Raw genomic sequence first — 12991 nt, 5'->3', positions numbered from 1 at the left:
CGATTTTTAGGGGTTCCAAATCATTGATGGGGCGAGAGCCCTTCCTGACGCATCAAGTACCGGAGAGCCTGATGGCGAACGAAGTCGTCGATCATGGCCGCCGCCGGTTTCTCACAGCCGCCACGTCAGTGGTCGGCGGCGTGGGAATCGTCTCGGCGGCCGTGCCCTTCATCAAGTCGTGGGAACCCAGCGCGCGAGCCAAGGCCGCCGGAGCACCGGTCACCCAATCCCTCAAGAAGATCGAACCCGGCCAGCAGTTGATCGTCGGCTGGCGCAGCCTGCCGGTATTCATCGTCAACCGCACGCCGGCGCAGCTGGCGGCCCTGCCGAAGCAGGATCCGCGCCTCGTCGACCCCAAGTCCGATGGCGCCTCCGCCGCCCAGCAACCGAAGTACGCACAGAACGAGACGCGCTCGATCAAGCCCGAATGGCTGGTGATGGTCGGCATCTGCACCCACCTGGGCTGCGTGCCGAACTACGTGGGCGAGATGAAGCCCGAGCCGTTCGACCCGAACTGGCAGGGCGGCTACTACTGTCCCTGCCACCACTCGCGCTACGACATGGCCGGCCGCGTGTACCAGGGTGTGCCGGCGCCGAAGAACATGCAGATCCCGCCGTATCACTTCATTGACGACACGACCGTGCAGATCGGCGTGGATCCGAAGGGGGCCGCGTGATGGCGAACGCATTCACTCGCTGGTTCGACGAGCGCGCGCCGGGCCTTGCGCCCGTGTACCGCAAGCACATGACCGAGTATTACGCGCCGAAGAACTTCAACCTCTGGTACTACTTCGGCTCGCTGGCGCTGCTGGTTCTGGTCAACCAGATCGTCACCGGCATCTTCCTCACGATGAACTACAACCCGAGCGCGGCCGGCGCCTTCGACTCGGTGCAGTACATCATGCGCGACGTGGAGTGGGGCTGGCTGATCCGCTACATGCATTCCACCGGCGCATCGCTGTTCTTCGTGGTGGTGTTCCTGCACATGTTCCGCGGCATCATGTACGGCTCGTACAAGAAGCCGCGCGAGCTGGTCTGGCTGCTCGGCATGCTGATCTTCCTGGTGCTGATGGCCGAGGCCTTCATGGGCTACGTGCTGCCGTGGGGCAACATGTCGTTCTGGGGCGCCAAGGTGATCGTGTCGCTGTTCGGCACCATCCCGGTGATCGGCAGCCACCTGGTCGAGTGGATCATGGGCGACTACCTGCCCGCCGACGCCACGCTGAACCGCTTCTTCGCGCTGCACGTGATCGCGTTGCCGATCGTGCTGCTGTTGCTGGTGGTGCTGCACTTGGCCGCGCTGCACGAGGTGGGTTCGAACAACCCCGACGGTGTCGACGTCAAGCATGGCCCGAAGGGCAACCGCTGGAGCCCGAACGCACCGGCCGACGGCATCCCGTTCCACCCGTACTACACGGTGAAGGACCTGGCCGGGGTGGGCTTCTTCCTGATCGTGGCGGCCTTCATCATCTTCTTCGCACCGACCTTCGGCGGCTGGTTCCTCGAGCACGACAACTCGATCGCCGCGAACAACCTGGTCACTCCGGCGGAGATCAAGCCGGTGTGGTACTTCACCCCGTTCTACGCGATCGTGCGCATGATCCCGTCGTTCGCCGGCACCGCCGTGTGGGGCGTGCTGGCGATGTTCGGCGCGATCGCGGTGCTGTTCCTGCTGCCGTGGCTCGACCGCGGCAAGGTCAAGTCGATCCGCTACCGCGGCACCGGCTACAAGGTGGCGCTGGCGCTGTTCGTGATCGCGTTCTTCGGCCTCGGCTCGGTGGGCGCGGGCATCACCGCGGAAGTGATCCCGGCCTGGTTCGGCAATGTCGACCTGACGGTCTGGGAGAACGCGTTCGGCCGCCTGATGACGCTGATCTACTTCGGCTTCTTCGCGTTCCTGTGGGCCTACACACATTTCGGCTGGGAAAAGACCAAGCCGGTTCCGGATCGGGTGACGATGCATGACTAAGCCGACGCTCTTGATGAAACGGATCCTTCCCGCGGTCGCGCTGACCCTGGGCCTGCTGCTCGCCGGCCAGCCGGCGGCACGGGCCGAGGGCGACGGGCAGCTGATGGCGTCGGGCTCCAACGTGCGCGACCAGGCTTCGCTGCAGCGTGGTGCCAGGCTGTTCTTCAATTACTGCGTGGGCTGCCATTCGCTGAAGTACATGCGCTACTCGCGCATCGCCGACGATCTCGGGCTCACCGAGCAGCAGGTGATGCAGAACCTCAACTTCACCGGCGCCAGGTTCGACGACCCGGTGATCTCGCACATGCCGGCGGAGGACGCGACGAAGTGGTTCGGCAAGGATCCGCCGGACCTGTCGCTGGAAGTGAGTGCGAAGACCGCCGACTGGGTCTACACCTACCTCAATACCTTCTACCTCGATCCGAAGAGCCCGATCGGCTGGAACAACACCACCCTGCCGAACGCGGCCATGCCGTTCCCGCTGTGGGAGCTGCAGGGCCAGCAGACCGCGGTGATGAAGCCCGGCACCGACGAGGTGGAGAAGCTCGAACTGGCCCACCCCGGTAAGCTGACCCCGGCGCAGTACCAGCAGGCGACGCGTGACCTGGTGAATTTCCTGGAGTACGTTTCGGAACCGGCGGCCCTGCAGCGGCACCATTACGGTGTCTGGGTGGTGCTGTTCCTGGCGTTGTTCACCCTGCTGGCCTACTTCCTCAAGAAGGAATACTGGAAAGACGTCCACTGACTCCGGGAGAAACACCCATCGGATGCGGCGGCCCCGGCTGCCGCATCCGTGCAACCGCAACAGGGAATACCGCGCATGGTTCCAAGCGCCCGCTCGCGTACCGCACTCACCCTCTACACCACGGCCGACGACATCCAGTGTCACCGTGCCCGTCTGGTGCTGGCCGCCAAGGGCGTCAGCTACGAGCGGGTGCTGGTGGATCCGGGCAAGCCGCCGGAAGACCTGCTCGATCTCAACCCTTACGGCAGCACGCCGACCCTGGTCGACCGCGACCTTACCCTGTACGACGCCAGCGTGGTGTGCGAGTACCTGGATGAGCGCTATCCGCATCCCCCGCTGATGCCGATCGACCCGCTTTCCCGCGCACGGCTGCGCGTGGCCGCGGTGCGCATCGAGAAGGACTGGCTGGCCGAGGTGGACACCATCCGCGCCGGTGGCCGCAGCGCCGAGCCGGCGCGCAAGCGCCTGCGCGCCCACCTGCTGGCCGCGCTGCCGCTGTTCAAGGCTGCCAAGTTCTTCCTCAATCCCGAAATGAGCCTGGCCGACTGCCTGGTGGCGCCGGTGGTGTGGCGGCTGCCGTGGCTGGGCGTGGACCTGGGCCGCGAGGGCAAGCCGATCGTCGACTATGGCGAGCGGCTCTTCCACAGCCAGGGTTTTGCGCGCAGCATGACCGAGCAAGAAAAGGCCATGCGACCCTGATGAGTGACGTGACCCACCCGATGACCTCCAACCGCCCGTACCTGCTGCGGGCAATCTACGACTGGATCAGCGACAACGGCCTGACCCCGTACCTCCTCATCGACGCCACCGGCGAGGGCGTGCGCGTGCCGCCGCAGGTGATCAAGAACGGCCAGGTGGTGCTGAACATCGCGATGCGCGCGGTGGCGAATCTGGAGCTGGGCAACGACTGGGTCGGTTTCTCCGCGCGCTTCTCCGGCGTCAGTCACGTGGTGCGCATTCCCGTCGGCTCGGTGCTCGCGTTGTACGCCCAGGAAAACGGGCAGGGCATGATGTTCCCGGCCGAGGAGGAGGGTGGCGACACGCCACCGCCGCCGGCGCCCGACGAGCCGCCTCCCGGGCAGGGTGGCAATGGCGACGACAAGCCGAAGCGCGGCGCCCCGTTCCTGCGGGTCATCAAGTAGGAGCGGCTTTGGCCGCGATACGCTTCGTCCTTATCCCTAGTGCAACGTATCGCCGCCGGAACGCCGACGCGGCCGCAGCGGTATCACGTTGCCGCCGGGCGCGGGTTCGTCATGGTGATCGGCCGCCGGCTCGGCCGGCGCGTGTCGCGGCTCCATGTCGGCGATCCGGTCCTGTGCCAGGGATTCCGATGGGGTGAGCACCACCGTAGGCAGCCGCAGTTCGCTCAGCATGCTGCCCCGCATCCACAGCGAGCCCTGCTCGCGGTCGGCGCCGTCGATGCTCACCTCGAAACCGTAGCAGCGTTCCAGCCGGCGCCGGCCGGCCACGCGACGCAGGCGCAGCGCGCGCAGGCCCACGGTTTCGTCCAGCAGCTGCAGGCCGTAGCGCGCGCACTGCAGCCGTGCTTCGGTGGTCGCGTGTTCGCGCGCCGCGCTCAGCTTCAGCCACAGCCCGATCACCGCGATCAGCGCCAGCAGTACCAAGAGGTCGTTGACGTTGCCCATCCTCGCAGTGTGTGGGCGGGGTGAGCGGTGCGCAAGCCGTTGGAGCGGCTTCAGCCGCGATGGCCATGCTGCAGGATGAGGAACATCGCGGCTGAAGCCGCTCCTACGGAGACCTCCGGTCCAGGCGCAGGCGCAGCGAAAGATCGACCGCGTGGACGTGCTTGGTCAATGCGCCCACCGAGATGTAGTCGACGCCGGTGCGGGCGTACTCGCCGATGGTGCCGAGGTCGACATTGCCAGACACCTCCAGCGGCACGCGTCCGGCGGTGAGCTGCACGGCCTCGCGCATCAGCGGCACGTCGAAATTGTCGAGCATGATGCGGTCCACGCCAGCGGCGAGTGCCTGCTGCAGCTCGTCGAGGTTCTCCACCTCGACCTCGAGCAGCAGGGCGGGATGCAGGCGGCGTGCCGCCGCCACCGCTGGCGCGATGCCGCCGGCGGCGATGATGTGGTTCTCCTTGACCAGGATCGCGTCGTACAGGCCGATGCGGTGATTGTGGCCACCGCCGCAGCGCACCGCGTACTTCTGCGCCAGGCGCAGACCAGGCAAGGTCTTGCGGGTGTCGAGCACGCGCGTGCCGGTGCCGGCCACCGCGGCCACGTAGGTGGCTGCGGCGGTGGCGGTGGCGGACAGCAGCTGCAGGAAGTTCAGCGCCGAGCGTTCGGCGCTCACCAGCGAGCGGGCATGGCCGGCCAGCCGGCAGATCACCGTGCCGGGCGCCACGCGTTCGCCGTCGCGCACCTGCCAGGCTATGCGTACGGCCGGGTCCATGCGGCGGAAGCAGGCATCGAACCACGGCGCGCCGGCGATCACCGCGTCGTCGCGGCAGGTGAGCACGGCCTCGGCCACGGCGCCGGCCGGCAGCAGTTCGGCGGTGGCGTCACCGTTGCCGAGATCCTCGGCAAAGGCGCGTTCCACATCGCCGGCAATCAGTTCGGTATCCGGCGGGTCGAACGGGAGCCTGGAATTCATTCGATGTCTGCGTTGGGATCGGCTGTGCCGGGCTGGCGCAGGCGGCTGACGATGGCGCTCATCGCGCGATCGAACAGCGCACTGGTGGCCAGCACCTGGGCATGGCCGCCGGCCAGCAGCACGGCCAGTTCCTGCGGCGCATAGTCGGCTACCTTCAGGCCGCGCCGGTTGACGAACAGATAGCGGCCGCTCATCGGGCTGATCCACGACAGCTTGGCGCGCACCATCGGCTCGTCGGGCAGCTGGAATTCCAGCCAGATACCGGGCTGCAGCGCCTCCACCTGCTGCCACTCGGCGCTGTCGGTGGCGACGGGCACGCTCTCTCCAGGCAGCTCGTCCGCTTCCTCGGCATGCTGCTCGACGATGGGCAGGATGCTTTCCGGTATCGCGGCGACGGCGCTGGCGGCCGGCGCAGCATCGCGCGCCGGTTCGCCCAGTTGCTGACCGTACCAGTCGCGCAGCTGTGCCAGCAGGCGCTCGATGTCCTGCGGCTGGAAGGCCACGTTGGCCAGGCCCTGGCGCAGTGAGCGCTCGATGCCGGGCAGCAGGTGGCGCAACTGCTGGCGCGCGGCGGTGTCCTGCACCGGCCGCGTGCTGACGATGAAGTCGTCCACGAAACGCAGCCCATCGTGGAACTCGGCCGAATCCTCGCCCTGGCGCAGCAGCACCAGCACCAGGTGGTTGGCCCAGGCGCGCGCGAGGACCTCGTGCACCAGCGGCGGCAGCTTGCGACCGTCGATGCGGTCGACGATTTCGCGGGCGGCGCGGCGGCGCGCCTGCTCCAGCTTTTCGCGGCCGCGGGTGGATTCGGCCACGCGCTGCTCGGCCAGTTCGGAGCGGCGCCGGTTGAGCTCGTGGAACTGCTGCAGGTCCAGCAGCAGGCGTTCGAAGATGCCGAGATCGTCGTCGAACTCGTGCAGCAGCAGGTCGACGATGTTCTTGACCTTGTCGTGCAGGCGACCGTCGCGGTCGGATTCCGGCGACCAGCCCTTGGCCTGCTCGGCCAAGGCGTCGAGCAGGCGGCGTGCCGGGTGCTGGCGGTGGGCGAACAGCTTGCGGTCGAGGATCGCCGCCTTGAGGTAGGGGATCTGCAGCCGCGCCAGCATCACTTGCATCTCGGCCGGCAGGGTCTGGTCGTCGAGGATGAACTCGAACAGCATGCCGACCAGATCGATGGTGTCCTCGTCGATGCTGGTGACGTGACTGGGGCGGGCGCCGCGCAACGCGCCAAGCTGGCCCAGCAGCTGCTCCTTGAGCTGTGTCACCATGTCGCGCTCGAGGCTGCCGACCGAGGCGGCCATGGACGGGGCGGCGGGCATGGCACCGGCCGCCAGCTGGGTCTGCAACAGGCTGAGGGCGCCGAGCAGCTCGTTGGTGGAGGGAGGCGGACCACCGGCATCGCCGGCTCGTGGGAGCGGGGCCGGGCTGTTGCCACGCCGTGCAACGAAAAGGCTATGCAAGGTCTGCAGCAGTTCGGTCGCAGCGGGATCGGCGAGTTCGTCCATTCCTGCGCCGGCCGCGGCGGCGCCACCGGCCTGTGCCACCGCCTGGGTGCTGCCGTGGGCGGCGCCGGCACCGCGTGGTGCCACCGGGCGCAGCTGCGGCAGCACGCCGGCGCGGGCCAGCTCGGCATTGGCCTCGGCGTACAGGTCTTCCAGCGTGGAAAGCACGTAGCGATCGAACAGCTTGTAGATGAGCAGCTTGACGCGCATGTCCGCGCCCAGCTCCTTCAGTGCCTGGCGGAAGGCTTGCGACAACGCCGCCGGAGCGACCGGATTGCCGGCTTCGTCGATCTTGCGGCCGCCGCAGATCACCGAGAGGCGCTGGTTGATGGCGAACAGGTCGCGCGCCAGCCGGCTCTCGTGCTTGCTGCTCATGCTGGTGATCGCCAGCGATTCCTCCAGCTCGGCATCGGCCACCAGCGACAGTTCGGCCATCGCCGGCGCAGGCGCCGAGGCAGTCGGTGCGGCGCGCCCGGTCAGCACGCCCAGTTCCCGGTTGACCGTGGCGAGGAAGCTGCGTTCGATCGCCGGACGGCGCTTGCGCACCTCGCGCATGCCGTCGAAATAGTGCGTCTGGGTGGCGTTGTTCTCGGCCTTCTCGGCGAGGTCGAACAGCGCGTCGTCCACGTGCTCGAACAGGTTGCCCAGGCATTGCTGCAGGCGCTTGCCGGCGATGCCGCGCACGGCGTTGAGCAGCTCGCCCACGCGCTCGCCCGTGGTGTCGAGGCGTGGGGCCAGGGGCACGATCTTGGGTGGTTCGAAGGCTTCGTTCATGGCCACACCGGAGATTGTCGTTGGCGCTGCGGCGTCCTGCGGGCGAATCGCCGATCCGTCGGCGAGGGTTCGGGGCGTGGGGGTCAGGGAGCAGTCGGGAAATCGTTCAACTGGGTCGCGCCGATGCCTTCCTCGGGCAGCATCACGGGGATGCCGTCATCGACACGGTAGATCAGCTTGCGGTCGGTGGTGATCAGGCCTTCATCAATGCGTTCGCGTACGGGATTGCCGGCCGTCGTGACCACGCCGCCGGCCGTGATGGCGCCATTGAGTGCATCCATCTCGGCGCGACTCAGCAGGCGCACCGGCGTCTTGTTCACCGGGCAGCACAGGATGTCGAGCAGGCGCTTGTCCATGGAGTGAAATCGTTGCGGGTCCGGAAAGCCCGTACAATAACCACTTTTGGGCGGTCGGACCATGACAGCAACGACGGAAACGCCACGGGTGGGCGTGGTAATGGGGTCGCGTTCGGACTGGGAAACCATGGAGCATGCTGCCGGGGTGCTGACCGAACTGGGCGTGCCGCACGAGGTGCAGGTAGTGTCCGCCCACCGCACGCCGGACCTGTTGTTCCGCTACGCCGAACAGGCGGTCGGGCGCGGCATCCAGGTGATCGTCGCCGGCGCCGGCGGGGCCGCCCATCTGCCGGGCATGCTGGCGGCCAAGACCCGGTTGCCGGTGTTCGGGGTGCCGGTGCAATCCAGGGCCCTGAACGGCATGGATTCCCTGCTTTCGATCGCGCAGATGCCGGCCGGCATCCCGGTGGGCACGTTGGCGATCGGCCGGGCCGGCGCGGTGAATGCCGGCTTGCTCGCGGCGGCGGTACTGGCACTGCACGACCCCCGCGTGGCCCAGGCACTGGAACACTGGCGGGCGAAACAGACCCAGGCCGTGCTCGACCAGCCGGACCCGCGCGTATGAGCGCCTCGCGGCAACCGGTGCTCGGCATCCTGGGCGGCGGCCAGCTGGCGCGCATGCTGGCGCTGGCGGCCGCGCCGCTGGGCGTGAATGCCCTGGTGGTGGACAGTGCCGCCGACGCCTGCGCCGGCCAGGTGGCGCCGCTGGTCAAGGCCGACTGGACCGACTACGCCGCGCTGGAAGATTTCGCGCGCAAGGTCGACGTGGTCACCTTCGATTTCGAGAACGTGCCGGCCGAGACCGCGCAGTGGCTGGCCGAGCGCGTGGCGGTGTTCCCGAACCCGCGGGCGCTGGCGGTGGCGCAGGACCGCCTCGCCGAGAAGACCCTGTTCCGCGAATGCGGGCTGGCGACGCCCGAGTTCATGGCGGTGGACGACCGCGCCGGCCTCGATCGCGCACTGGCCGTGGTGGGGGCGCCGGCGATCCTCAAGACGCGCCGGCTCGGCTACGACGGCAAGGGCCAGTTCCGCCTGAAGACGATGGCCGATGCCGATGCGGCCTGGGCCGCGCTGGGCGCGCAGGCCGCGAAGCACGGCCTGATCCTGGAAGCCTTCGTGCCGTTCCAGCGCGAGCTGTCGGTGCTGGCCGTGCGCGGCCGCGGCGGCGATTTCCGCACCTGGCCGCTGACCCGCAACTGGCACGTGGACGGCGTGTTGTCGATGAGCCTGGCGCCGGCGCCCGACATCGACACGTTGCAGCCGCGTGCCACCGAGTTGGCGCGTACGCTGGCCGAACGGCTGGACTATGTGGGCGTGTTCGCGCTGGAGCTGTTCGTGCAGGAGGGCGAATTGCTGGGCAACGAGATGGCGCCGCGCGTGCACAACTCCGGCCACTGGACCATCGAGGGCGCGCACACCAGCCAGTTCGAGAACCACGTGCGCGCCGTGCTCGGCCTGCCGCTGGGCGACACCGGCGCGCGCGGACTGTCGGCGATGTTCAACTGGATCGGCGAGCTGCCCGGCCCGGCGCCGGTGCTGCGCGGGGTCGATGCGCACTGGCACGACTACGGCAAGCCGGCGCGCGCCGGGCGCAAGGTGGGGCATGCCACGGTTTGCGCGCCGGATGCGGCGACGCTGGCACAGCGGCTGGAAGCGCTGGGCAAGGCGCTGGGTCGCGAAGCGCAGGTGGCGCCGACGGTGGAAGCGCTGCGCCGCGGGTGAGGTATGCGCCCATGGATGGGCGCACGCGAATCAGGCCCTGCGGGCCTGATTCGGCGGAGCTTGGCTCGCAACGCGAGCCAAGCGAGCCGGAAAAGGGCAGGAGCCCTTTTCCGGCATCAGGCAAGGCGCTCCTGCTCTCGATGCATGGATACGAAAAAGCCGCGGAGGACCGCGGCTTTTTCTTGCCTTGCGTTTGGAAGGCCAAAGCAAGAGCGTTCGTGCCTGATGGTCAAAAAAGGGGCTCCTGCCCCTTTTTTGACTCGCCTGATTCGCAGGGCGAATCAGGCTCCGCTTCGCGTGCGCCCGTCCATGGGCGCGAGGAGCGCGCGAGCGCGCTCCTCAGACCTGCATGGCCTTGGCGACTTCGGCCAGGTAATCTTCCTGCACCTTCTCGATGCCTTCGCCCACGGCCAGGCGCACCACGGCGGCGACGTCGGCGCCTTCCTTCTTCAGCGCGTCGCCCACGGTGACGTTGGTGTCCAGCACGTAGGGCTGGCCGACCAGGGTGACCTCGGAGACGATCTTGTTGATCTTGCCCGCGACGATCTTCTCCAGGATCTCGGCCGGCTTGGCCTTTTCCTTGTCCGACATCGCGGCCAGCGCGATGTCCTTTTCCTTGGCGATGAAGTCGGCGGGGACGTCCTCGGCCTTCACGTAGGGCGGGTTCATCGCTGCCACGTGCATCGCGATGCCCTTGGCCAGCTCCTCGGAGCCGCCCTTGATCGCCACCAGCACGCCGATGCGGCCGCCGTGGATGTAGCTGCCGATGGTGCCGTCGCTCTCGACGAGGGCCAGGCGGCGCACTTCGATCTTCTCGCCGATGGTGGCGACCAGCGCCTTGGCGCCTTCCTCGACGCTGGCGACGCCCGGGTAGGCGGCGGCGTTCAGCGCGGCCACGTCGGTGGCGCCGGACTTCAGCGCGATCTCGGCGACCGCGTCGCTGAACTTCACGAAGTCGGGGTTCTTGGTGACGAAGTCGGTCTCGCAGTTGACCTCGACCAGCACGGCCTTGCCGCCGGCCTGGGCGGCGGCGATGCGACCTTCGGCGGCCACGCGGCCGGCCTTCTTGTCGGCCTTGGCGAGGCCGGATTTGCGCAGCCACTCCATCGCGACCTCGATGTCGCCGTTGTTCTCGACCAGCGCCTTCTTGCATTCCATCATGCCGGCGCCGGAACGCTCACGCAGTTCCTTGACCAGTTGGGCGGTGATATTGCTCATCGATATTCCTCGAATGCTTGTGGCGTCGTGGCGGTTCGCGCCCCGACGCCGGGATGGCTTGTCGTTGCGGTGGCGGTTGCCCGCCACCGTATCGGCTTACTTGGCGTCGCGCGGAGCGCGGCCTTCGCGGCCACCTTCACGGCGCGGCGCGCCATTGCCCTTGCGCGGGGCGGCATCGCGGCGCGGCGCGGACGGCTTGCGCTCGCTGCGCTCGGCCTTGGCGACCGGGTTGCCTTCCTCGTCCAGCTCGACGAACTCGTCGGCGTCGCCCTGGGCGGCGGCCGGCGCGGCGGCCTTGCCTTCCAGGATCGAGTCGGCGGCGGCGCGGGCGTACAGCTGGATCGCGCGGATCGCGTCGTCGTTGCCGGGGATCGCGTAGTCCACCAGCTCCGGGTTGTAGTTGGTGTCGACCACCGCCACCACCGGGATGCCCAGCTTGCGGGCTTCCTGCACGGCGATGTCCTCGTGGCCGATGTCGATCACGAACAGCGCGTCGGGCAGGCGGTTCATGTTCTTGATGCCGCCCAGCGAGTTCTCGAGCTTCTCGCGCTCGCGGCGGCGGGCCAGCACTTCGTGCTTGACCAGCTTGTCGAAGCTGCCGTCGGTCTCGGCGGCTTCCAGCTCCTTCAGGCGACCCACCGACTGCTTCACGGTGCGGAAGTTGGTGAGCATGCCGCCCAGCCAGCGCGCGGTGACGAAGGGCATGCCGGCGCGGGTGGCCTCGTCGATCAGCGCCTCGCGGGCGGAGCGCTTGGTGCCCACGAACAGGATGGTGCCGCGCTTCTGCGCCAGGCCCGACAGGAAGTTCATCGCGTCGGTGAACAGCGGCAGGGTCTTCTCGAGGTTGATGATGTGGATCTTGCCGCGGGCGCCGAAGATGTACGGGGCCATCTTCGGATTCCAGTAACGGGTCTGGTGACCGAAATGCACGCCGGCTTCGAGCATTTCGCGCATGGTGACTTGAGCCATGGTGTAACTCCTTGCATTGGGCCTTTTGGTGTGGCCCGGGGGTTGGGACCTCCACGCATCCCCGGCTTCGACCGCAGGGCCTCCTTTCAATGGCGGAGACGGCTGCGGCACCCCGAAGACGGTGCCGATGCGTGTGTGGCGTTGGTTTGGGCTTGTACCGCGGCGCGGTTACAATCCCGTTTCGCCTTGCGGTGCGCGCCTGTCGAACGAGTCGATGACGGTCTGCAAAACTGCGAGATTGTAGCCGGTACGCCGGCGCGGCGGCAAGTTGCCTGCGGATGCCGTATTGATCGGCGGGGTCGGCGTCGCCATCTGGATTCCCGACATGGCCATCACACTGAAATCCCCCCAGGACCTCGAAGGCATGCGCGTGGCCGGCCAGCTGGCCGCCGAAGTGCTGGCCATGCTCAAGGAACACGTCAGGCCCGGCGTCACCACCGAGGAACTGGACCGGCTGGCCTGGGAGCACATCGTCAACGTGCAGAAGGCGGTGCCGGCCAACGTGGGCTACCACGGTTTTCCGAAGACGCTGTGCACCTCGGTCAACCACGTGATCTGCCACGGCATCCCCAGCCCCGGCAAGGTGCTCAAGGACGGCGACATCGTCAACCTCGACGTCACCGTCATCAAGGACGGCTGGCACGGCGACACCAGCCGCATGTACTTCGTGGGCACGCCGTCGGTGCTGGCGAAGCGGCTGGTCGAGACCACCCATGAGGCGATGATGCGCGGCATCCGCGCGGTGCGCCCCGGCGCCACCCTGGGCGACGTGGGTCACGCGATCCAGCAGCATGCCGAGGCGGCCGGTTTCTCCGTGGTGCGCGAGTACTGCGGCCACGGCATCGGCAAGGTCTACCACGACGAACCGCAGGTGCTGCACTACGGCAAGCCCGGCACCGGCGTGGAACTGAGGGAAGGCATGACCTTCACCGTCGAGCCGATGATCAACGCCGGCAAGCCGCAGACCAAGCAGCTGCCCGACGGCTGGACCGTGGTCACCAAGGACCACTCGCTCTCCGCGCAGTGGGAGCACACCATCGCGGTGACCGCCGACGGCTTCGAGATCCTCACGCCCTGGCCGGATGCGTAGGAGCGCACCCTGTGCGCGAATGGCTCT

General features: G+C 67.9%; 15 protein-coding genes. 8 read left to right on the top strand and 7 right to left on the bottom strand.

The window, feature by feature from the left end; all coding sequences use genetic code 11:
- Nucleotides 1-71: 71 nt before the first annotated feature.
- From petA to ABQJ54_RS05190, 5 genes are all read left to right on the top strand, one after another.
- Nucleotides 72-677, top strand: coding sequence for a ubiquinol-cytochrome c reductase iron-sulfur subunit (petA, locus tag ABQJ54_RS05210; RefSeq protein ID WP_367853203.1), 606 nt, complete (start codon nt 72-74; stop codon nt 675-677).
- The gene (locus tag ABQJ54_RS05205) at nt 677-1969 is read left to right on the top strand and encodes a cytochrome b (protein ID WP_367853202.1); all 1293 of its coding nucleotides are present in this window, start codon (nt 677-679) and stop codon (nt 1967-1969) included. Before petA ends, ABQJ54_RS05205 begins: the two co-directional genes overlap by 1 nt.
- Before the next feature lie 13 nt (nt 1970-1982).
- Nucleotides 1983-2714 (top strand): cytochrome c1, encoded by a 732-nt coding sequence (locus ABQJ54_RS05200; protein ID WP_367853201.1) that lies wholly within the window; start codon nt 1983-1985, stop codon nt 2712-2714.
- Nucleotides 2715-2789: 75 nt separating this feature from the next.
- Nucleotides 2790-3413: a glutathione S-transferase N-terminal domain-containing protein gene (locus ABQJ54_RS05195; RefSeq protein WP_367853200.1), complete on the top strand. Its 624-nt coding sequence runs from the start codon at nt 2790-2792 to the stop codon at nt 3411-3413.
- Nucleotides 3413-3856, top strand: coding sequence for a ClpXP protease specificity-enhancing factor (locus ABQJ54_RS05190; protein ID WP_367853199.1), 444 nt, complete (start codon nt 3413-3415; stop codon nt 3854-3856). The genes ABQJ54_RS05195 and ABQJ54_RS05190 overlap by 1 nt, the downstream gene beginning before the upstream one ends.
- 36 nt (nt 3857-3892) lie before the next feature.
- On the opposite strand, the gene ABQJ54_RS05185 is transcribed toward ABQJ54_RS05190, so the two are convergent.
- The 4 genes from ABQJ54_RS05185 to ABQJ54_RS05170 all read right to left on the bottom strand — a co-directional run bounded on the left by ABQJ54_RS05185 (nt 3893) and on the right by ABQJ54_RS05170 (nt 7965).
- Nucleotides 3893-4360, bottom strand: a complete 468-nt coding sequence (locus ABQJ54_RS05185; RefSeq protein WP_367853198.1) for a DUF3301 domain-containing protein — start codon at nt 4358-4360, stop codon at nt 3893-3895.
- 103 nt (nt 4361-4463) lie between these two features.
- Entirely contained in the window at nt 4464-5333 is an 870-nt protein-coding gene (gene nadC / locus ABQJ54_RS05180) for a carboxylating nicotinate-nucleotide diphosphorylase (protein WP_367853197.1), read from the bottom strand.
- Complete coding sequence (locus ABQJ54_RS05175; protein WP_367853196.1) at nt 5330-7609, bottom strand: DUF1631 domain-containing protein; 2280 nt, start codon at nt 7607-7609, stop codon at nt 5330-5332. Before ABQJ54_RS05175 ends, nadC begins: the two co-directional genes overlap by 4 nt.
- Nucleotides 7610-7692: 83 nt before the next feature.
- Nucleotides 7693-7965 carry a Trm112 family protein gene (locus tag ABQJ54_RS05170; protein WP_367853195.1) on the bottom strand — a complete coding sequence of 91 codons (273 nt, stop codon included), beginning with the start codon at nt 7963-7965 and terminating at the stop codon, nt 7693-7695.
- 61 nt (nt 7966-8026) lie between these two features.
- Between ABQJ54_RS05170 and purE the strand changes: the two genes are divergently transcribed.
- Together purE and ABQJ54_RS05160 are read left to right on the top strand one after the other, a co-directional pair.
- The gene (purE, locus tag ABQJ54_RS05165) at nt 8027-8530 is read left to right on the top strand and encodes a 5-(carboxyamino)imidazole ribonucleotide mutase (protein ID WP_367853194.1); all 504 of its coding nucleotides are present in this window, start codon (nt 8027-8029) and stop codon (nt 8528-8530) included.
- Complete coding sequence (locus ABQJ54_RS05160; RefSeq protein ID WP_367853193.1) at nt 8527-9687, top strand: 5-(carboxyamino)imidazole ribonucleotide synthase; 1161 nt, start codon at nt 8527-8529, stop codon at nt 9685-9687. Before purE ends, ABQJ54_RS05160 begins: the two co-directional genes overlap by 4 nt.
- A 339-nt stretch (nt 9688-10026) precedes the next feature.
- On the opposite strand, the gene tsf is transcribed toward ABQJ54_RS05160, so the two are convergent.
- The 3 genes from tsf to ABQJ54_RS05145 all read right to left on the bottom strand — a co-directional run bounded on the left by tsf (nt 10027) and on the right by ABQJ54_RS05145 (nt 12186).
- On the bottom strand, nt 10027-10905 hold the full coding sequence (tsf, locus tag ABQJ54_RS05155) for a translation elongation factor Ts (RefSeq protein ID WP_367853192.1): 879 nt from the start codon (nt 10903-10905) through the stop codon (nt 10027-10029).
- A 96-nt stretch (nt 10906-11001) separates the two neighbouring features.
- A complete protein-coding gene (gene rpsB, locus ABQJ54_RS05150) occupies nt 11002-11874 on the bottom strand; it encodes a 30S ribosomal protein S2 (protein WP_367853191.1) in 873 nt (290 codons plus the stop codon).
- 168 nt (nt 11875-12042) lie between these two features.
- Nucleotides 12043-12186, bottom strand: coding sequence for a hypothetical protein (locus ABQJ54_RS05145; protein WP_367853190.1), 144 nt, complete (start codon nt 12184-12186; stop codon nt 12043-12045).
- A 13-nt stretch (nt 12187-12199) separates the two neighbouring features.
- Here ABQJ54_RS05145 and map point away from each other — a divergent pair, with 13 nt between their 5' ends.
- Entirely contained in the window at nt 12200-12964 is a 765-nt protein-coding gene (gene map, locus ABQJ54_RS05140) for a type I methionyl aminopeptidase (RefSeq protein ID WP_367853189.1), read from the top strand.
- Nucleotides 12965-12991 lie beyond the last annotated feature (27 nt).

Source organism: Rhodanobacter lycopersici (assembly GCF_040812335.1).
Classification (GTDB): Bacteria; Pseudomonadota; Gammaproteobacteria; order Xanthomonadales; family Rhodanobacteraceae; genus Rhodanobacter_A; species Rhodanobacter_A lycopersici.
The sequence above is the reverse complement of the archived record's forward strand: the minus strand, read 5'-3'. Positions and strand labels throughout refer to the sequence as shown.